The sequence below is a fragment of the Terriglobia bacterium genome (assembly GCA_020073085.1).
Taxonomy (GTDB): domain Bacteria; phylum Acidobacteriota; class Terriglobia; order JAIQFV01; family JAIQFV01; genus JAIQFV01.
The window spans coordinates 172,379-193,272 of sequence record JAIQFV010000001.1; the positions used below are offsets into that span (position 1 = coordinate 172,379).

13 protein-coding genes are annotated in these 20,894 nt (G+C 56.1%); 2 read left to right on the plus strand and 11 right to left on the minus strand.

The features are described 5' to 3' along the window. Positions 1-76 precede the first annotated feature (76 nt). The gene (locus LAO21_00725; protein MBZ5551211.1) at positions 77-604 is read right to left on the minus strand and encodes a hypothetical protein; all 528 of its coding nucleotides are present in this window, start codon (positions 602-604) and stop codon (positions 77-79) included. Between the two features lie 79 nt (positions 605-683). Further along, positions 684-1,868 (minus strand): ADP-forming succinate--CoA ligase subunit beta, encoded by a 1,185-nt coding sequence (gene sucC, locus LAO21_00730; GenBank protein ID MBZ5551212.1) that lies wholly within the window; start codon positions 1,866-1,868, stop codon positions 684-686. 306 nt (positions 1,869-2,174) lie between these two features. Here sucC and guaB point away from each other — a divergent pair, with 306 nt between their 5' ends. Next, the gene (guaB, locus tag LAO21_00735) at positions 2,175-3,638 is read left to right on the plus strand and encodes an IMP dehydrogenase (protein MBZ5551213.1); all 1,464 of its coding nucleotides are present in this window, start codon (positions 2,175-2,177) and stop codon (positions 3,636-3,638) included. A gap of 72 nt (positions 3,639-3,710) precedes the next feature. On the opposite strand, the gene LAO21_00740 is transcribed toward guaB, so the two are convergent. From LAO21_00740 to LAO21_00780, 9 genes are all read right to left on the minus strand, one after another. Then, positions 3,711-4,931, minus strand: a complete 1,221-nt coding sequence (locus LAO21_00740) for a TIGR00300 family protein (GenBank protein ID MBZ5551214.1) — start codon at positions 4,929-4,931, stop codon at positions 3,711-3,713. Positions 4,932-5,175: 244 nt separating this feature from the next. Continuing rightward, positions 5,176-6,489: a tetratricopeptide repeat protein gene (locus LAO21_00745; GenBank protein ID MBZ5551215.1), complete on the minus strand. Its 1,314-nt coding sequence runs from the start codon at positions 6,487-6,489 to the stop codon at positions 5,176-5,178. 423 nt (positions 6,490-6,912) lie between these two features. Beyond that, entirely contained in the window at positions 6,913-7,842 is a 930-nt protein-coding gene (gene rapZ / locus LAO21_00750; GenBank protein ID MBZ5551216.1) for an RNase adapter RapZ, read from the minus strand. Positions 7,843-7,994: 152 nt separating this feature from the next. Next, complete coding sequence (gene raiA / locus LAO21_00755; GenBank protein ID MBZ5551217.1) at positions 7,995-8,537, minus strand: ribosome-associated translation inhibitor RaiA; 543 nt, start codon at positions 8,535-8,537, stop codon at positions 7,995-7,997. 91 nt (positions 8,538-8,628) lie between these two features. Then, entirely contained in the window at positions 8,629-10,101 is a 1,473-nt protein-coding gene (gene rpoN / locus LAO21_00760; GenBank protein ID MBZ5551218.1) for an RNA polymerase factor sigma-54, read from the minus strand. Positions 10,102-10,258: 157 nt separating this feature from the next. Further along, on the minus strand, positions 10,259-11,029 hold the full coding sequence (gene lptB, locus LAO21_00765) for an LPS export ABC transporter ATP-binding protein (protein ID MBZ5551219.1): 771 nt from the start codon (positions 11,027-11,029) through the stop codon (positions 10,259-10,261). Next, entirely contained in the window at positions 11,026-13,386 is a 2,361-nt protein-coding gene (lptC, locus tag LAO21_00770) for an LPS export ABC transporter periplasmic protein LptC (GenBank protein MBZ5551220.1), read from the minus strand. The genes lptB and lptC overlap by 4 nt, the downstream gene beginning before the upstream one ends. 148 nt (positions 13,387-13,534) lie before the next feature. Further along, the gene (gene recJ, locus LAO21_00775) at positions 13,535-15,238 is read right to left on the minus strand and encodes a single-stranded-DNA-specific exonuclease RecJ (protein MBZ5551221.1); all 1,704 of its coding nucleotides are present in this window, start codon (positions 15,236-15,238) and stop codon (positions 13,535-13,537) included. A gap of 13 nt (positions 15,239-15,251) precedes the next feature. Further along, positions 15,252-15,479 (minus strand): hypothetical protein, encoded by a 228-nt coding sequence (locus tag LAO21_00780; protein ID MBZ5551222.1) that lies wholly within the window; start codon positions 15,477-15,479, stop codon positions 15,252-15,254. Between the two features lie 586 nt (positions 15,480-16,065). Between LAO21_00780 and LAO21_00785 the strand changes: the two genes are divergently transcribed. Further along, positions 16,066-20,718, plus strand: coding sequence for a hypothetical protein (locus LAO21_00785; protein ID MBZ5551223.1), 4,653 nt, complete (start codon positions 16,066-16,068; stop codon positions 20,716-20,718). Positions 20,719-20,894 lie beyond the last annotated feature (176 nt).

Here is a 20,894-nt window from a genome sequence, read left to right on the forward strand (position 1 = left end):
AATCCCTTCCCTGGCTGGATGAAGTTCCGACGGGTTGATGTCACCCTTCCGCCGGTCGTGCCCCGAAACACCCGTCTCAATTGCTCTCCGCGAAACTATCCACCATCTTTACAGCCCGCTCTTCAAGGCCATTCTTATCCGCCAACTCCAACGGGATGGTAATGATAATCGAAAACTTGTGCTTTTCCCCGTCGACACTGATGACATGCACGCGATATTCCTTGTGGGCATCATCAGGCCCCCCCTTGATTTCGTAAACCGATTCGAACCCCTTTTCATTTCCAACGCGCCGTTTGTCCCATTTGACCTTGTTGTGTTTCGGCGGGCCCTCCATTGCTCTCAGGGCAAACTGTAGCGCCATCTTGCGGTGCAAAGTCTCAAGATCGTTCCCCCGAAAGACCGGATAAATAATGAAAGAGACCTCCTCGCCCGTGATGGTAAAGGTGGATCCATCCGCGCTCTCCACCACCTTCCATGCAGCAGGAGCCTTGACGGAGAAACGCTTCATGGAATCCTGGACCACCCTTTCTGTATCGGCTCCCGCTGCCGCGGAAGCCAGCCCCGCAATGAAGATCAGCAGGGTTGTGATGATCCGATTTCTCATTGTGTTTTGGATACTCACGAATTCTCCTTCCGGTTGAATGCTCGTCAAGCGCCCCGCCCGATGGCCCTGGCTCGAATCGCTAATGAACGCTCGCCCCCGGCATAGAATGACTTGCCAGGGCGACGACCTTTTCCGCTGCGTCCTTCATATTCAATCCCACGGTGAAGTTCAGTCCGGATTCCTTGAGGATCTGCCGGCCCCGTTCGACGTTTGTCCCCTCCATCCGGACGACAATGGGTATGGAGAGGGCCAGTTCCTTGGCAGCCTCGACCACGCCGGTGGCCAGCGTGTCGCATCGCAAGATGCCGCCAAAGATATTGATGAGAACCGCCTTCACGTTCTTATCGCTCATCAGGATGCGAAACGCGTTCTTCACCTGCTCGGCGCTGGCTCCTCCCCCGACATCGAGAAAATTGGCGGGCATGCCCCCTGCGTACTTGATGATGTCCATCGTGGCCATGGCCAGTCCGGCCCCATTCACCATGCATCCCACATTGCCGTCGAGTTTGATGTAATTCAGATTGTACTTGCTGGCGTCCACCTCCAGCGGATCCTCTTCGTTCAGGTCGCGGAGCGAGGCAAACTCCTTGTGCCGAAACAAGGCGTTGTCGTCAAAGTTGATTTTGGCGTCCAAGGCGTAGAAGTCACCCTCTTCGGTCAATAGGAAGGGATTGATTTCAGCCAGGGAACCATCCGTCGAGTGGAACGCCTGAAACAAAGCGGTCATGAACTGTACCGCTTTATTCACGAGTTCGGGAGCGAGCCCCAATCCAAAGGCCAGCTTGCGAGCCTGGTAGGCTTGAAATCCGATTCCCGGATCGATCCACTCCTTCAGGATCAACTCGGGGCTCTTGGCGGCGACCTCTTCGATTTCCATGCCCCCCGCGGCACTGGCCATGAAGACAGGCTTCCCGGCGGTGCGGTCAATCACGATGCCGAGGTAGTACTCCTTTTTGATGTGCAGGGCCTCTTCCACCAGGAGGCGCTGTACGATTCTTCCCTCGGGGCCGGTCTGATGGGTCACCAGTTTCATCCCGAGCATTTGTCCGGCAAGGCGGGCCGCTTCCTCCGGCGTTTTGGCCAATTTCACACCACCTCCTTTTCCCCGTCCGCCAGCGTGGATTTGCGCCTTCACCACGACGGGACCTCCCAGCTCCACGGCAATCTTTCTGGCTTCCTCCGCTGTCGTCGCCGGCCGCCCTCTCGGAATTTTCACCTGATACTTTGCCAGAATCTCTTTCGCCTGATACTCGTGGATTTTCATTGTGTAGGCCTCGTCTCTCAGATCAGTGGGGATGTACGGCTGGAAAGCGAAACGCCATTATAGACATGGCCCTCTCGACGGTCAAGGTAAGCGTCTTGACATTCCCGGGCACCTTCTCTAGAATTCCACATGGTATTTCGCGCCAGAAAATTTATTTGGCTTCTTCGAGCGATGACGCTCCCAACCCGTCCCATGAAATGGGCCGGGTTTTTTTGTTAGGGGGGGGCCGCCGTACGCGGGACGCCCCGATCCCGTTTCCAGCGGGAGGGGCAAGGAGGAGCCATTGACCCTTTACCAGGAGCCTAAATGCTAGCTGACAGAGTGTACGAAGCACTTACATTTGATGATGTTTTATTGCTTCCCCTGCGAACGTCCGTTTTGCCCACCGAAGCACAGACCACCACCCTGATTTCCCGTCACATCAAACTGAACATCCCGATTGTCAGTGCGGCCATGGATACGGTCACCGAAGCCCGTCTCGCCATCGCGCTCGCCCAGCAAGGCGGGATCGGGATTGTCCATCGGAACATGCCCGTGGAACGCCAGGCCAGTGAAGTGGACAAGGTGAAACGATCGGAAAGCGGGATGATCGTTGATCCCATTACGACCACGCCGGACAAGAAAATCTCCGATGCCCTGGAAATCATGCAGCATTATAAGATTTCGGGGGTCCCCGTCACGGACAAGTCCGGGACACTGGTGGGCATCCTCACGAACCGCGATCTCCGGTTTGAAACACACCTCGACCGGCCCATCAGCGAGGCCATGACCAAGCGCAACCTCATCACGGTTCCGGTGGGCACGACACTCGACCAAGCGGAAGAGAAATTGCATCAGCATCGAGTAGAAAAGCTGCTCGTGGTCGACAAGAATTACAAGCTGAAGGGGCTCATTACCGTCAAGGACATTCAGAAGAAGATCCAGTATCCGAACTCCGCGAAGGATACGCAGGGCCGTCTGCGTGTGGGCGCCGCCATTGGCGCCACGGGGGATTTCGTGGAGCGGGCCACGGAGCTGGTTCGGTCCAAGGTCGACCTGCTGGTCATTGACACGGCGCACGGGCATTCGGAGAGGGTTCTTCAGGCTGTGAAGACCATCAAGAAACGGTTCCCGTCGGTCGATCTCGCTGCGGGCAACATTGCCTCCGCCCAAGCCGCACGGGATTTGATTCGCCTGGGGGTCGATGCCATCAAAGTCGGCATTGGCCCGGGGTCCATCTGCACCACGCGCATCGTCACCGGCGTGGGGGTTCCGCAGATCACCGCGATCACAGCCTGTGCCGGCGTGGCGCACAAGGCCGGGGTTCCTCTGATTGCGGATGGTGGAATCAAATTTTCAGGGGACATCACGAAAGCGCTGGCAGCAGGGGCGAACGCGGTCATGATCGGAAGCCTGTTCGCGGGCACCGACGAAAGCCCCGGAGAAACGATTCTCTTTCAAGGCCGAAGCTTCAAATCCTACCGTGGCATGGGATCCCTGAACGCCATGCAATTGGGATCGGGCGACCGCTATGCCCAGGAGCGCACGAGCGGGAAGGAAATGATTGCGGAGGGCGTTGAAGGACGCGTCCCTCACAAGGGACCGCTTGCATCCATGGTTCATCAATTGGTGGGTGGACTGAAATCAGGGATGGGGTACTGCGGGGCAAAGACTTTATCGGAATTGCACCGCAAGACGAAGTTCATCCGCATCACGTCCGCAGGGCTCCGCGAGAGCCACGTTCATGATGTCATCATTACCAAGGAAGCTCCCAACTACCAGTTGGATTAGACCGGAGGCGGTGTCCGGACACTCGGGCCTGGATTCTGCTGTTGCGGGGTGTCGAAGCGCGGCCCGGCCGTCTCACACCCCGAGCGCGTCCGCGAGCTCACGGACAAATAACTCGGCGTCGGTCACCAGGCCCAGGGCCTGGAAGGTCCCGCGGTCCGCCAGTTTGGTAACCACGGCAGGGTTGATATCCACAGCGACCACCTTCACCGAGGCCGGCAACATGTTGCCAGTCGCAATGGAGTGGAGCATCGTGGCGATCATCAGGACCATCTCAACGCCCTGAACAGCGGCCCGCATCTGACGCTGGGCCAGTCCCATGTCAACGATGACATCGGGGAGGGGCCCGTCGTCGCGGACCGAACCGGCCAGCACCAGTTCGACGTGATGACGGATGCATTCATACATGATCCCTTCCTTGAGAATACCCGCCTCCACTGCTTTCCGAAGTGAGCCGGCCCGCCGGATCGTATTGATGGCCACCATGTGATGGCGGTGTCCGCCTTCAATCGGCTGCCCGCTGTGCAGGGCGACGCCGAGCGAGGTGCCGAGAAGGGCCCCCTCCACATCATGAGCGGCAATTGCGTTTCCCCCGAACAAGACCTGCACAAATCCCGCCCGGATCATGCGCGCCAGAAACGACGCTGCCCCGCTGTGGACGACCGCGGGACCGGCGACCACCAGGATCTTCCCCCCATGCGCCCGCGTCTCCCGCATCTGCTTGGCGATCTCTTCGATGACCAGGCGCTTCGGTTTTTCCGGCGACACGTCGCTCGCCATGAAGGAGAAGATTTCACGCTCCCGGGAACGCTGCAGCGGAATGACCCGGATCCCCTCGTGTCCCACAACCACGGCCTCATCCTTGCGCACCTCGGCCATCGGCATCATGTGAGCCCGCGAGTGGGCCCGGTCAACCACAATCGCCAGGTCCATCTCCGTCCGCGTGACATCCACCCAAACGCCATTCAACCTGACCTGAGTCGGGAAATGCGTGGTGGAGTAGAAATCGTCGGGGAGCCCACCGTCACAAGGGGCGGCCTCGGTGCGGACATCCTCCCGCGACACCAGCACCGCCCCGTAATCCTGCAGGGCCGTTAAAATGCGCTGCAACTGCACATCGCTGTCGGCGGTGATCTTAAGCCGGGCGAAGGAGGTTTCATCCTTGTGCCGGCCCACCCGAATCTCCTGTAAATCGAATGTGCCTCCCAGATCCATCACCGCATCAAACACCCGGGGAAGGATCCACGAGTCGATAATGTGACCTTCCAACGTAATCTCTTCGCTAAATTCAGCCATGCGATTGACCTCCCTGCCCCCGGATCTCGAAATGCGGTGAAAGCAAACTGCGGGCCGGCACCCGCACTAACCCTTCCAGGCTCGGACTGGAATGAAAGAATGCGGGACCGGATTCCTGGGCCGATGTCTCTTTGGATCGGCACACCAGTATGGGGCGCAATGAATGGAATTCGAAACGCGAGGGTAATGACTCACACTGCTGACGCCACGGGAACGATGGACCCGGGTTGAGAAGACCGAAACCTCAAAGCACCCCGCCACTGGGCAACCGGCGAGTTATTTCCTCTTCGAAAGGTTTACCCAGCTGATCGGTCGCGAAGTGCTTGAAAATGATCCTGTCGTCGTAAATTTTCAGGACTTCCCCGTCGTGCAGAACATCCTTCTCGCGAAGAAAAATTGCCGCGGGGTTTGAGGCTGATTGGACGACCGCATAGTATCCATCCATGCCCTTGACGATCCCCTTGAGCAGGAGTTTATTGACCTGCAACCCCTTCTTGCCGGGCGGAAGGCTTGAGGGAGGCTCATCACTGGCGCGGACGACGAGGGGGCGGAAAGGATCTCGGCGGCTCAGGAATACAACTCCCTTTTCTTCAGGTTCCTCCGCCTTGGGCTTCGCTTTCTCGACGCCTTCCTTTTTCGCTTCGCTTGCCTTGGCGGTCTTGCCCGGCTTTCCAGGCTTTGTCTTTGGCGTGATTGCGGCAGAAGCAGCTGACGTCTTGGCGGCAGGCTTGAGAACCGCCGGTTCGTTCGGTTTTGCAGCTTCCTTGGGCGCCGCTGCTTTCGTCTCCTTGGTCTTCTGGGTCACTGCTGGGATCCCTGGCTTTTGCACCTGGGCCATTGCCGTGGTTTTGGGTTTCTCTTCCTTTTTAGCCATGGGAGGAACAGGCTTTGTTGGAGGTTGCGTCTTTGCTGTCGTCTCGGCCTTCTTCGGGAGCTGTTTTTCCTTGGCCTGAGCCGTTACCGCCGGCGGTTTGACTACCTGCGGCTTGGAAAGGGCCGGACTGACTTTGGCGGCTACTGCGGGTGTGAGTTTTTCAGTCTTGACTGCCGCTGGGGATGAAGCTCCTTTTTTCGGTCCTTCAGCCGAAGCTGGCTGTTTGGGGGCTTCTTTCTTGGCTTCCGCCACCGGGCCTCTTCCGGCAGGTGGCAAAGGTTTTTTTGCCGGCTCTTTACTGGCCCCCTCCTGCTTGGCAGGTTGAGGTTTGGTCTCGACCGGTTTCGTCTTATCCTTGGCACCCGCTACCGAACCAGGGGAAGGTTTCCGGCCTTTGGCGGAAGTGTCCAACTCATCGTGCAACTTGCGAGTGAGCGGGCTCTTGGGAAACTCTTTGTCCATTGACTCCGCAATTTTTCGCGCATCGTCAAACCGATTGAGGGCGATGAGCGTGCGGCCATACCAGAGCAATCCAATATCCCGGATCATACTCTTGGGATTATTGTTGAGATAGGAGGAGAGCAATTTCTCGGCGGTGGCATAATCGCCAGAACTGTATGCCTTTACACCCCGCGAGAAGACATCCTCCTCTTGAGGAGGCCGAGGCGGTGCAACGGCAGCCATTAAGTTCGAATTCAATAATATAACTGAATAAGCAAGACAGATGCCGAGCACAATGGATTTGCAGCGATTGGTCGGAAGCATTGTTTAACCTCGTTGCGAGGATACACGAAGGCGGTAACTGTTGGAGATACTAGAAATGAACATCGAGAATGTCAACACAAATCAATTTTTCCCGGGCCACTCCACCGGAAACATAAAAGTTGGACCCCGATCACAAAACCTGTTGCGACCGTGACTACTAGCATACATTGGTCTCTAGCGGGAACTGTAATGGCCATCACATGGTCAGAATTTCTTTTGCCGGAGGTGGCGCCCTGCATTTCCTTCAAAATCCTCAACAAGGGGTGGAAAAAACCTCAATTCCCCCGTCCCGCGAGAAGATCTGCTGGTGTCCATTCGTCCAGGAACGATGTCCTCCACCGGCTACTTCTCCCCATTCGTGATGTCCCGGTGTTCGAGCGTGGTCCGGTAATGGAGCGATTTGAACAGCTGATCGAGTTGGTTCGCGATCACTACCGAGCGATGCCGGCCGCCGGTGCAGCCGACCGCGATGGTCAGATAACTCTTTCCTTCCGCCACATATTGGGGAATGAGAAATTTCAGCAGATCGCTCAAGCGATTCAGAAACTCGCGCGTTTGTTTAAACGAAAGCACGTAGCGGCGAACCCGGGCATCATTCCCTGTACGTTCACGGTATGAGGCCACAAAATTCGGGTTCGGAAGGAACCGGACGTCAAACACGAGATCGCTCATCGGGGGCACGCCGTTACGATAGCCGAAGCTGAGGGTGTTGATATGGAGGGGCCGATGTTGTCTCTGTTCGGTAAACCGCTCCATAATGGTTCGCCTCAGTTCATGAACCGTGAAGGTGGTGGTATCGATCACGGCGTCGGCAAGGGCCCGAATCGGCTTCAGTTTCTTGCGCTCGATGGCGATCGACTGGCTGACGGCTTGCCGTGCGGTCAGGGGATGGGGGCGGCGGGTTTCACTGTACCGCCGCACCAGGATGGGCGTGGCCGCCTCCAGGAAAAACAGCCTGGTGCTGACTCCCATCAACCTCAGCTGGCGGTAGATCTTGGGAAAACGCCGCAAGGCGGTCCCTTCACGCACATCCACGACCATCGCCGTCTGATGGAATTCCGCACCTGAACTCATGCTTAGTTCGGCGAAAAGGGGGATCAAATCAATAGGCAGGTTGTCGATGCAGTAATAGCCGAGGTCTTCGAAGGTCTTGAGGGCTGATCCCTTTCCGGACCCGCTTAGGCCGGTGATGACAACAAACTGGATTTCCTCGGGCCTGAAAAACAGGGGCGGCTTGGGTTCCTTGGTCTTGCGATGGGAATGGGGTGACACAAGTCTGTTTTTGGGTTCGAAGAATTCTTCAGCCCGGGTTACGGAACACGTCCCCGGAGGAGGCGGCCATGACCCCGCCTCGCCCCGCTTCTCCGCCACTACATCAGGGGCAAGGAGAAGAGGTCAATCGCATGGATGCGAAGCAGGCTTTATTAAACCTCCGGCTCAATGAGTCCAAAATGACCATCACTCCGGCGGTAGATGACATTGATTGAATCGGATTCGGCATTTCGGAACACGAGGAACTCGTCCTTGGACTCATTCACTTCCTGGACGGCCTCTTCCACCGACATGGGTTTCACGGCAAATTTACGCGTTTTGATGATACGAATCCCGTCGCCGGAAACCTGGACCGTCTCCCGATCCAGCACGTTCATGGTGACATGCGAGAGCGATTCCGATCGTCGCTTGCTCTCCTTGCGCTTGGCCTTCGATTTTTTCGCCTGTTTCTCAATCTTTTCGAGTGCGCCCAGTATGGAGGAATACATATCCGTCGTCTCGTGGACTCCCACAAAAGCAGCGAGGCGGGCCTTCGCGGTAATTTCTGCAATATGGCGGTGCTTTTCCACAGTTAGAATCACATGGGCCTTGATCTGGTCACCCAATATCCGCTTCAGCTTAAACAGATGCTCTTCGGTGTACTCTTTAATGGCGGGAGTAATGTCCATCTGACGACCCGTGTAATCGATTTGCATGGACGCCACCTCCTGACTTGAGTTACCAGCGTTGATGGGACCGAACATGGGTTGTTCCGCGTTCACTTGGTTCCTGGATCATATGTGCAGGCTAACTTTTGATGCGTCGCTGATGGGTTGAGGGAATCTTCATATCCTCGCGGTACTTGGCCACCGTGCGTCGAGTCACCTGGATTCCTTCGCCATTGAGCCGCCGGGTGATCTCCTCGTCGGTTAATGGATTCTGGGAATCCTCTTCTTCGATCATCTTCTTGACGCGTCGCTTCAAAATCACGAGCGACGTCTCGTTCCCCATGGGCCCGCCGACGGCTTCCGAGAAGAAATAACGCAACTCGTACACCCCCTGCGGGGTATGCGCGTACTTATGCGCCACGGCGCGGCTGACGGTGGAGGGGTGCACCCCCAGCTCTTCCGCCACTTCCTTGATCATCATGGGCTTCATTTGGTCGATGCCGAAGTCCAGAAACTCGCGCTGCCGGCGGACAATCGATTCACACACCCTCAGGATGGTCAGCTTACGCTGCTCGATATTCTTCAGGAGCTGGAGCGCCGAACCGAACCGCTCCCGCACATAATCCCGGACATCCTTGGGGGACGCGTTCTTCTCGACCATCTTCTTGTAGGTCTGGTTGAGACGAAGCTGGGGGATGTCGTCCTCATTCAGCACAATGGTATAAGTGTCTCCCACTTTGACAAAGAAGACGTCCGGCTGGATGAGTCGAGGTTCCACTTTGTTGTACCGCTGTCCCGGGCGCGGATCGAGCGTCTTGATCTGCTCCACTGCGGCAATGACCGCATTCACCGGCCGGTTGACGGCCCGGGCAATCTCGCGGTATTGCTTGTTCTGCACCTGCCTCAAGTGATTCTCGACGATGGTGACCGCCAAGGGATTGGGCTCTCCCAAACTGTGCAGCTGGATCAGCAAAGATTCCCTCAGGTCGCGTGCTGCTACGCCGACCGGATCAAATTCCTGGACCAGCTTTAATCCCTGCTCGATGAGCTCTACGGGCAGGCCGCTGGAAGAGGAAATCTCCTCCAGCGTCGCTTTCAGCAATCCGTCCTCATCCAGATTGCCGATGATCTCAGAGGCTGCCGTACGCACGTCCTCCTCCACCACCGCAAAACCAAGTTGCCAGCTGAGATGATCAGCCAGCGTCTGGGGCTTCGAGAGGAAATTCTCAAAGGAGGGTTTCTCGATGACTTCGGATTGGGTGGCTGTCGAGGACGGCTCGAAATAATCGTCAAAATACTGGCTGAACTCAAAGTCCCCGCCCATGCTCGCGGAGTCGTCGGCGGGCAGAGTTTCGATCACTTCCTTTTCGCGGACGCGTTCCGAAGGTGCCTTGGTTCGGGCCTCCCGGTCCGCTCCCTCTTCCTCCTCTTCCGGCGCGGGACCTTCCAGCGCGATCTCTTCAAGAACCGGATTCTCCATGACCTCCTGACGGATCATCTCGCCCAGCTCCAGGTTGTTGAGCGCCAGAATGGACACCATCTGGACCAGGCCAGGAGTGAGGATTTGCTTTTGAGCGATTCGAAGGCTCAGTTTGGGTTGTAAGCTCGACATACGTGGTGGTTGAAGACCCTCCTGAATTCAATCGATGCGGAATGTCAGATCCATTTTACTTCGAACTGAGTTCCAGCGAAAGTCTCCCATTCAATTTCAACTCGTTTCCTTTCCAAAAGTATGACAACAGCCCATCCCCGGCACCGCCGACACCCCATCAACTCAACGAGAAATTATCGCCCAGGTAGACGCGCCGAACATCGGGATCATTGGACAACCCATCCGGAGTGCCCACCCGAAAGATCTTCCCGTCGTGAATGATATAAGCCCGATCGGTCACGCGCAGGGTTTCACGGACATTATGATCAGTCATCAGAACCCCGATCTTCCGGGTCTTGAGATGGGAGATGATCTTCTGGATGTCATCGACCGCCTGGGGGTCGATGCCCGCAAAGGGCTCGTCCAGCAGGATGAAGGACGGTGAGATGACCAGTGACCGGGCGATTTCCACGCGGCGACGCTCGCCCCCCGAAAGGGTGTACCCGTAGCTCCGACGCACCTGGGTAATGCCGAGATCCTCGAGCAGGTTTTCGCACCGGTGACGGCGCTCATAGGCAGACAGGGGCAGCATTTCCAGGATTGACAGCAGATTCTCTTCGACGGTCAACTTCCGGAAGATGGAAGTCTCCTGCGGCAGATAGCTGATCCCATTGCGGGCCCGCAGAAACATCGGCAGCCGGGTGATATCCTCGCTGTTGAGCTTCACGCTGCCCGAGTCCGGCAGGGTCAGGCCCACGATAATGTGAAATGTCGTGGTCTTCCCCGCCCCGTTCGGGCCCAACAGCCCGACAACCTCTCCCTGCGTTACTTCCAGGTTCACGGAATTCACTACACGGCGACCTCGAAACGACTTGTTAATCTCGATTGTCCGGAGGACCTGGGAGCCGTTCGATGACGAACTGTTGGCGGGAGTTCGGTTCGACGTCATTGCCGAGCTACTTTATGCTGCGTGGTTGCAAGCGCCTGATTGTCCCCATCAATCAAAATCCTATCATCGCGTGTGAAGAAAGTCAATTCACGGCCGGTGGATGCGCCCTTCACCGCATCGACAATCGTGGGATGGTTCCCGCTCAAAAGGACCCGGTTTTCACGGGGAAAAAACTCTGCGCGCTCGCTGGTGGCCCGCCGTTGAGGCTGTTCAATCAGAACCCCTCCCTGGGCGATGGCACGGTCGACCCGTCCTTCGTGGGGTTTGGGTTTCTCAACGAAAAAGATATCGAGGGTGGGCGCTCCCAGGGTCCCCATCTCCCCCTTCATGACCACATGATCCTGGTAGTGGGCCCGCTGCTTGGAGTCGTCATACTGCAGCTCGTCGGCGGTCACCGACACAAAGTCTTTCTTTCCCTTCCCACTCTCTTCCGTCAGAAAGGTGCTCATGACATGGTGTGACGCCACCATTGTTTTGGCGGTTTGATCCAGGTGGATCTCATCACCCTTCACCACGTCATCATCCTGCCACATGCGGGCATTCCCCGAGTATAAGGCCGTATGTTCCCGCGAGCGCGCAACGAGCCGGTGGGCGGAGATGAAGACTGGACTATTGGTGTTCGAAAAGGGAGCTGACGTGGATTTTCGATCCTGGTAAATCGTCAGGACATTTCCCTCTGCCGTGAGTTTGTCGGATTGTTCGTCCATGGTCATGGTGCGTGCGGTAGTCTTGGCGGTCGAATCCCATACCTCGGGGTCCCCCTGGAGCAAGGTCACTCTTTCCGCCGCCGTATAATGGGCCCTCGTGGCGGTTGCCTGGCGCAGCAGCGTCGCGTTCCGGGAGGCCGGCTGGGAGCTGAGGCCCGTTTCCACGAATCGAAAACCACCGGTCTGATCGATGCTGGTCAACAGTCCGCTGGCGGGATCAAATCGTGCCACGAGCGCGTCGCTTTGCGTCTTTCGATGAGTGCTGGACGGGAGCGGAGACCTCGGCTCCAGGTCCACCGTGACGTGTCCCGTCGCCCGGAAGGAATCCAATGTATTCCTCTGCCCGGAGAAGGTGGCATCGAATCGGTCTCCCGCCACGACCTTTCGATCCAGGGTGGGCTGGGTGGGGATCAGTTCCAGGATCCCGGGGACGGGAGTGATCAGGCCCTCAAATTCGCGTCCTCCCGCACGCAGTGTGATTTCAACCCGGGCTGAATGCAGGATTTCGGTTTCCGTGGTGTTCGACAGAGAGAGGGCGGGGGCGCCAGGAGGCGAGGGGGCCGTCGAGCGTGCTTCTTTTCCGCCGGCAGGAATGATCTTCAGGACGACGTCATTCTCTGCAATTAATTGATGCGGCTCGTTACGGCTTCCGGTAAACAGGGTGGTGAGCCGCTGGGCGTTCAGTTCCGTCGTCGAGGTAAGGGAGCGGCTCTCTGAATGGACATTGCCCTCTGCGACAATCTGGTCCAATGATTTCGCTTCACCTCCAAGTTTTGCCGTGATGACATTCGCTGTTAAATCTGATTGTGCATTGGGTGCCTGGGTTTTCACCGAGGGGTTCCCCCGCGCCTCTGCCGTCTCAACCCGGTTGTCCGAACCCAGGTGGATCACCAAATCCATCGCATCCAGCGAGTCGTCTCCATGACTGAGATGAACCGGGCTTCCAAATGCGATCTGGTGGGCTGCCTTTTCGAAACTCAGAGACCCACTCGTGATTTCCACGGGAGGCGCGCCCTGGCCTCGATCCAGTTTGACGTGCACGTCCTGCAGCAAGCTCAGACGATCCTTCGAAGCATCATATTTCATTCCCAGGGCACTGCCGCTGAGATCGTTGAAGGTGAATTGCACCGGGGCGGCGGTTTCCACTCGGTTTTCTCTCTGGGAATAAAGCACCTTCGAGGTTTTGACCAAGGTCTTATTCAGATAAGCCTTGCTCGGATCGGTCTCGGCGAGGCGGGTGGCCCGGACCTCCTGGTTCTTGCTGCTCAACAGAATGCTCACATCACCTTCAAATTGAATGGTGCCGGAGTCCTGACTATAGTCAGCGCGAGCGCTGTGGATTCGGTCATAGCGATCGCCATCCCGGCCGTAAACCAGAACCTCAACGTCTTCGAGAAGGTTCTTGTTGCCCTTCAGACCCAGATTGCGCCAGGCCTTAATGGAGTAAACGGTTCGGCCGGATTCAATCTTGGTATAGTTGAAACCGACGGTGGAGTTCTCCACATTCTGAGGCAGCAATTCGGGAATAGTATGCTTCAGCGCCTTGAGGCGCGAGGCGCGACGCAGGTAGTTCCACGACGTCAAGGCGACAATGAGGAGCAGGGCGATGACAACGATGACTCGCGTGACTCGAATGTGATGATATTGCACTGTGCGCCCCTGGCCCGCGGCTTCTTGTCTTGGCAGGAAGTGGTCTACTGATTCAATGAGGCGGCAGGAGTTCCGGGGGCCCTCGAGCCCCTTCACCGGAGCTGCTCTGAGCTTTGACCCCTGGGATCAAAGCGCTGCGTCCCTGGTTCTACTCGAAATCCTTAATCGTCAATTGCAAGGAGGTCACGGCCTGAAACGTATTTTGATTGAGTTGAAACGCCATGGAAATTTCGCGCCCTCTTCCAGCACCCCCATTGAGCCGTGCCCCCATTCCCCATCCCAAAGCATCCAGAGAAACCCCATCCTGTTCCACACGCAATTTTAGATGCTTTTCCTTGAGGATGCGTGGCTCATACACCATTCTCAAATCGCGCGCGACAAACGTGGGAACCGGGTTCCCCTCCCCATACGGTTCAAGCGAGACCATCTCCGCATACAGCTGGTCATCTAGATCGGAGAGGCGAACTTCAGCGTCAATCTCCAGACTCGGGATCAGATCCTCCGGCGTAAGGACCGCGCGCGCATAGGCATTCAACCGTTGGCGCAGTTCCGCAATCCGCTCCACCGGCAGAGAGAAGCCGACGGCATGAGAATGTCCGCCATAGCGCGTGAATAGATCCTGCACCTGGTCCAGGGCCCGAAGCAGATGAAATGCCTTGATCGACCGTCCGGACCCCTGGGCCACTCCATCTTCACAGGCCAGGATGAGGGTCGGACGGTGGTATTTCTCCAGGACTTTCGAAGCGGCGATCCCGATGACCCCACGGTGCCACCCCTCGCCCGCGAGAACCATGACCAGGTCCTCTGTCAAGGCGGGATCCCGGGTGAGTTGCTCATCGATGGACTGAAGGATGTGCTGCTCGATCTGCTGCCGCTCGGAGTTCATCTGATTCATTTTCTCGGCGAGCGACCGGGTCACCGATTCATCATCGGTTGAGAACAGTTCGACCACCTCGTTTGCCCCGCCCATCCGCCCCACAGCATTGATACGCGGAGCGATCCGGAAGCCGATGTCACTCGAAAGAATCTTTTTATCCTTCAACCCCGAGATTTCCAAAAGCGCCTTCAATCCCACATTGGCGGGCTGGGCCAACCGCTCCAGGCCAAACTTGACGATGACCCGATTCTCCCCGACCAGCGGCACGACGTCGGCAACCGTTCCGATGGCGACTATCTTCAGAAATGAAGGGAGGAGCGACAGCCGGTTGGTCTTCTGGAGCAGGGCTTGGACGACCTTGAAGGCGACCCCGCAGCCGCACAGGTTCTCATTGGGATACCCGCAGTCGCTGCGCTTGGGATTGAGGACGGCCAGCGCCTGGGGAATTTCGGTCTGGCCTGCTTCGTCTTCTTCCGGAAGATGATGGTCGGTGATGATCGTATCGAGGCCCAGGGCAGACGCCGCCCGCACGACTTCAAACGACCGGATACCGGTGTCCACGCTGATGACGAGTCGAAAGCCCTCGGCGGCGGCACGCTCGATAACGTCCTCTTTCATCCCGTACCCGTCGATCAGCCGGCGCGGGATGTGGTAACGCACCTCACCCCCCAGCATCTGGATCGCTTTTCGAAGGATGACCACGGCCGTCATCCCGTCGACGTCATAGTCCCCATAGATCAGGATTTTTTCGTGCTTTTCGACTGCTTCCAGAATACGCTCGACTGCCCGCGGAAGACCGCACATCAACGCGGGATCATGCAGGTCAGAGAGCGAGGGGTGCAAGAACTTGTAGGCGTGCTCCGGGTTGGCGAGCCCGCGGTTGATCAGCAGGCGTGCCATCAGCTCGGAACAACCCAGTTCTCCCTTGAGCGTGGCCGTTTTCGAAGGATCGGCGGTAGCGAGTGACCATTTCATGATTCGGCCCATTCTACCACGCCGAAAAGATGTGGGGAATTTCAATCGTGGGGTGCCGCACCGGGTGCCGCGGGCATCGCGCTTTTTGTGATGCCTGCGCTGTCGATAGGGTCGCCCCGCCGAGCTGCTCGAGAATGAACTGCCGGGTGCCGCGGGCATCGCGCTCTTTGCGATGCCTGCGCTGTCGATAGGGTCGAACCGCCGAGCTGATCGAGAATGAACTGCCGGGTGCCGCGGGCATCGCGCTCTTTGCGATGCCTGCGCTGTCTCTAGGGTCGAACCGCCGAGCTGATCGAGAATGAACTGCCCAAGAATGCCGCAGCCGCCCAGGAGAACCATCAACGCACCTTTATCCGACTCCACCTCTCTCCAGAAATCAACTGTCACCTCTCACCTGAATTCACTTTGTCGTCATCCCGGAAAAAATTGAAATCGGAAGCAAGCGTGAGCGTCACTTTGTGAAATTTTTCTTGACACCCCCCCCCCCCTCTCTATGTTATCGATTAAAGCGCTCGTGTTTTCCCCCTCGTCACCACGAGCGACCCCAGGTTCAGATTTAGGACGTTGTTCCTTTCATTCCTTTTCCTCTTTCCCCGGAGGAGGCTCTTATGTCAGCACCGGCACCTCGAATCATTTGGACCCGGCAGTGCTCTGTCATCTTGGGCCGCAATGGCGCATCCGAGAATCATGAACCACAGCATGTCGAGACTCGAGACTGTCCGCCCTGGATTTCTGTAAATGAGAATTCATCAGAGAGTGATTCCTTCGCTGGAGATTCGCCTGGCGCCGGAAGAACGACATGGAGACCAGACCTCATTTCTCTTCTCATGCTTTGCCTTCTCAGTCTGCTGCTCGCCTCTCCGCTTCAGATGAATGCGGCAGGTCCCAATCCCACTTCACTGTCGGCGAGTCCGAACAGCATCACCATGCCCGGCAGCGTCAGGTTCTGTGCAGGCGGTGGAGCCAACATGACGGTCGATCTGAAGTACTACTGGGACGGCGTCTTGTATGAAACCGACTACGGGGTGACCTTTGGATCGGATGGCTGTGTTGACAATTGGTACGACAGCGACTCCTTTGCCGGCAATTATACTTTTAGATGGATTCGCAATTCTCTCAACGGTCCGAGCGGCGCCTGGGCCAACGTCTCCACCCCTTTGACCTTGTACCCCCAACCCTCTCCACCCACCATCTCCTATTTCTATGCCGACCAAAGCACCATCAACATCCATCAATGCACGATTGTGCGTTGGAGTTCGGAGAATGCTACGTCGGTTGACCTAAGTGGCGAGGACGTACCACTCGAATACTCCACACAAGAGTGTCCTCTCTCCACTGCTCAATATGTGCTCACCGCGCACAACGAATCAGGTCAGACCGCAAGGGCTTTTTACACCATACACGTCAACACCCAAGTGAACGACGCCGTTTATGTCGATCAGACCTCGCTGCCTGCCATGGAGGTCGGACGAACCTATTCTGTGTATGTGACCATGAGAAACACAGGAACGACCACCTGGACTGAGGGTCAACTCTTTCGATTAGGCTCCAGGAACCCATCCAATAATACCACTTGGGGATTAAGTCGAGTCTCCCTGGCGCCAGGGGAAAGTGTTCCCCCAGGGGCCACCAAGACCTTCGCGTTTAATGTAGTAGCGCCGGCCAACCCCAATACATACTACTTTCAATGGCAAATGACCCGGGATGGGGTGGGATGGTCTGGAGCTCAGAGTCCCAGTACACCTGCGTCCGCAGTCTTACCGCCCACTTCGATGAACTTTAGTCCCACCCAGGGAAACGCCGGCAATGACATGTATACCCTCACGGTGGGGGGTGGCGCCAACATCAGCATCGGCTTCAAGTACGAATGGTCCGGCAATATCGGAAATGTCGTCACGGTGGACCCATGGGAGCATGCTTTGGACGGCTCCGGTCAGGCCAGAAACATCAAGGTCAATCACAATGATGCCCCGGGCACCTACTGGTATCGTGCAATTAAGATCGCTGGAGCGCCGGACTGGGTGAACTTTTCTTCACCCTACCCCTCCTTTACGATCTTGCCGCCAAAACCGTTTACCAATTCGCTTTCCATTACACCGGGTTCCATAAAGCCTCCTGCCAGTTACACCATGACCGCGCGGAACACAGGCGGCGCAAAAGTGGACACTCGTTTTATGCTGAACAACGGCGGCCCTCTCTATGACACTGGTTTTCCGACCTTCAATCCGGCACTCAATAATCCTCCTGGTGAGCCGGCCCAGGTCACTGTTAATGCGGCCACCTGCACGACCTCGGGGGATTATCTTTTCACGGGATTACGGAATACCCTTCTCCCCACTTCTGACTGGTCAGACCAACCGCAGAACAACATCCGGCGCATTTTCGTCAGTTGTCCCGACGCGCCGGCTCTCGATCAGAATTCCCCGGTGGTGCCGAGTACCGTCGCGGCAGGCGCAAGCAATGCAATCACCATTAACGGAACAAGTCTCTGCGGTCCGGTGACAATCACCAGTGACAACCCGGGAATCACATTTTCGAATCCCACCTCGGCAGGAGACTATTCCGGAGGGTTTGTGACTGCCTCCATGCAGGTCGCTGCTGCTGTGGCGCCTGGGCCCTATCTTTTTACTGTCAGAACCCCCTGTGACCAAGTGTCGGGAACGATCTCCGTGGCGCCCCCCTCGCTCCCGATCATCGCCATTGCTGACACCCAGGGTTCACCCACTGACCTCACGGTCCAATATGGCTCCATAACCGTGACGCAGGAGTCTCCTCACAACCCCCAATCTTACGACGTCACATTAAAGAATGTGGGGGCACAACCCTTGGCCATCAGTTCCATCGGGCTGCAGCACCATGTGGAGCAGGGATGGAGTGACGGCGCGGGAGTGTATTCGATGCTGAACCTGCCCGCCCTCCCAGTCACTCTCGCTTATGGTCAGACTCTGACATTTTCTGTCCAGTTTGACCCTTCGTTCGATTTGCTCTTGTCAGCCCATGTCAACTCTTTGTTGTACTTCTCTGAAATTGTGGTGCAATCTAACGATCCGAATACCTCCACAAAGAAGGTGGGCCTTTTTGCCACCGCCACCGCCAATGGAATTGGGGATGCCCCCAATGGACTCGTCCTCCGGGCAGATGGTGCAGATTTGCGGGGTATCTACGATCTCAATACCGGCCCGGATAGCACGACCTACGAGCTTGTCCTGCTCGGGTTGCCCGTTGGCGACGGGATCAAGATCCCCTTCGCTGGCTCTCAGAATTTCAATGCGGACAACGTAGTAGTCACGGCCTCCGGGGAAGGTCAAATGTCCCTTCGAAACTTTGTGATGGCCCACGGCGGGTCGATCCTGGGAGTTTCCAACACCGGGGGAGACACTACCATCCAATTCAAAATGGCGGTTCCTAAACTTCCTTTGAACACCTCGCAGGGGTCGATTTCATTCAGTTTTCAGACGTTTCTACCCGCTACCCTCACCGTTTACGACTACACCGCGATGTGCGATGCGAATATCCTCGATTTGTTCAACAAACTTCAAGTCTGTGTGGTCCAGCAGTCCGGGGGTCTAAGCGGGTTTGATCTCAGCAATTTGATCATCAACGGGAAGTTCAACCCTACTGTCCTGAACGATTTACAACAGAAATCCGCGAGTATTACGAATTGCCTTGTAGCGAACCTCCCTCCACTTCATGCCATTCTGGACCTGTCGCGCCGTTTGGGGAATCTCTCGCCGGGACAGATTCCTGAAATTCTGACCGATGCCGGTGAGTTGATTCAGTTTCTTCCCGTGCCCGCCAGCGTCAAAAAGGCCATTACCATCGCCGCTCAAGTGGCTCCCCTGATTGAGACTCTCCTTAGCCACGTGAGCAAGGCCGATAAGATCATTGCTCTGGCGAAAATTGGTGGGATCATCAACCATCGTCTTGCTCCTACTGAACCCGTCGTGATTCCAGTTATTTTCCTTTATCCCTGCATCGTCTATTCCGTTGACTCTTTTTCTATGGTTAATTATGAAGATTGGTTCTTGCCGGGAGATCCACGAGTGCGAATAGATGGGATCGAGGTCGAGTCCAATTGCGCCTTTGTCGGTACGGCAACCATTAGAATCCATAGCCTACTGATTGATATCGTCGGCATGGTTGCTGATCAACTTACCAGGGTGGTGAGAGATATTCCCGCCGCGGTGGCGCCGGGGGGCGCAGGTCTCGATTGCGACCCAGTGACCTTTCAATGTAGAGGTCAGGAATTCTTGGAAGTCACGAATTCCCTCAAAGCACTGCAAATCTCACCGACCACGTTATCATTTACGGCGCCCTACGGGGGCCGATCGGGGGCGAGCAGTTTTGATGTCACAAACACTGCCTTGCTCTGTCCACGACCCAGTCCCGACAGCCTCACGTACCAAATACCCGTAGGAAACGCCTGCGGGATTCCATTTTTTCCTCTTCAGCAGATGACCCATCACCAATGCGATGGGAGTGGCGATGAAACTCTTACCTGTCCATCATTGGGCTTGAGCTCAGTTGCCACTAATGGTCTTGCTGCCGGGGATTCATTGAATTTCAGTCATGTGTTTGATTTGACGGATATGACCCTACTCGGTGGTCGTCCAATCCAGACGATCAACGAAAAGGTTGTTTTCCCAGGATTTGGCTGTGTGAATTTGGTGGGGAATGTGCAAACACCTCAAATCTCGCAAGATAAAGCGCTCTGGTATTTTGGGAGGGGCAATCAGCCACCCTTGGGATTTACCCTCGGAGCAACAAGTGCGACACTAACTGCCAATGGCGTGAACACAGGGACATTCGTATGGACAATCATCAATGGGACAGATAAGTTGACCCTTGAGAACAACTCGACGACAATTACAAAGACCAATGCAAACACGCTCGGAATCAGCAGCACGTCCTTCAGCACAAAGGCAAACGATGTGACGGTTCAACTGAATTATACACCTCCAGGGGCGACGCAGCCGATTACATTTTCTTGGAGTCTCAGCATTGACTCGCCTTACAAGTTGGTCCCCAATCTGCTGCCCGGGACTCCATACCCAGAAGATCTTGGTATCAGTGGAAGTTGTGGAGAAGGGGCACCAACTGGCACTGACGGCTTTCAAACTATAATCCGTTATCAAATTCGTAGCTTCTTTAACAGTCTGATTACAGTAGCACAAGTGAATGAATCATTCAGCGACTTTAAAGATATTTACATCGGGAACAATTGGGGAATTCCTCCCCAAACTCAGTTTACGACGACTGATGGGACGGTTGGCGATTACATTTGTATAGGGAGCCCCGGCTTCACTCCTACACCGCTGCCTCCCCAGTCGCCATTGTCGGATGTCCAAATTGATCAATGGACGCAAGCGTGGTTCGTGGGAAGTTTAGCTGAATCAGGCGGCGTTTTGGTCCAGACTAACACACTGGTTCGATATCAAGATCACGCGAGACACACGAACATAAAGTCACCAGTCAGATAATTATAGAGGAGTCAACTGTGAAGCTCGTGTTATGCATCTTAATCATTTTCGTTCTTTCCATCCCTACAATCACTGAGATTGGTCCAACTCCAGGCAGCCAACTCGTCAGGCCAGTATTTGAAAAGGCAGATGTCGTCTGTAATTGCTTTGTAAGGTCTCTTTCGCCTGCAAACACA

Coding starts and splice junctions, on each gene's coding strand:
- LAO21_00725 (MBZ5551211.1), bottom strand. CDS start 604: ATGAGAAATCGGATCATCACAACCCTGCTGATCTTCATTGCGGGGCTG.
- sucC (MBZ5551212.1), bottom strand. CDS start 1,868: ATGAAAATCCACGAGTATCAGGCGAAAGAGATTCTGGCAAAGTATCAG.
- guaB (MBZ5551213.1), top strand. CDS start 2,175: ATGCTAGCTGACAGAGTGTACGAAGCACTTACATTTGATGATGTTTTA.
- LAO21_00740 (MBZ5551214.1), bottom strand. CDS start 4,931: ATGGCTGAATTTAGCGAAGAGATTACGTTGGAAGGTCACATTATCGAC.
- LAO21_00745 (MBZ5551215.1), bottom strand. CDS start 6,489: ATGGCTGCCGTTGCACCGCCTCGGCCTCCTCAAGAGGAGGATGTCTTC.
- raiA (MBZ5551217.1), bottom strand. CDS start 8,537: ATGCAAATCGATTACACGGGTCGTCAGATGGACATTACTCCCGCCATT.
- rpoN (MBZ5551218.1), bottom strand. CDS start 10,101: ATGTCGAGCTTACAACCCAAACTGAGCCTTCGAATCGCTCAAAAGCAA.
- lptB (MBZ5551219.1), bottom strand. CDS start 11,029: ATGACGTCGAACCGAACTCCCGCCAACAGTTCGTCATCGAACGGCTCC.
- recJ (MBZ5551221.1), bottom strand. CDS start 15,238: ATGAAATGGTCACTCGCTACCGCCGATCCTTCGAAAACGGCCACGCTC.
- LAO21_00780 (MBZ5551222.1), bottom strand. CDS start 15,479: ATGCCCGCGGCACCCGGCAGTTCATTCTCGATCAGCTCGGCGGTTCGA.
- LAO21_00785 (MBZ5551223.1), top strand. CDS start 16,066: ATGCTTTGCCTTCTCAGTCTGCTGCTCGCCTCTCCGCTTCAGATGAAT.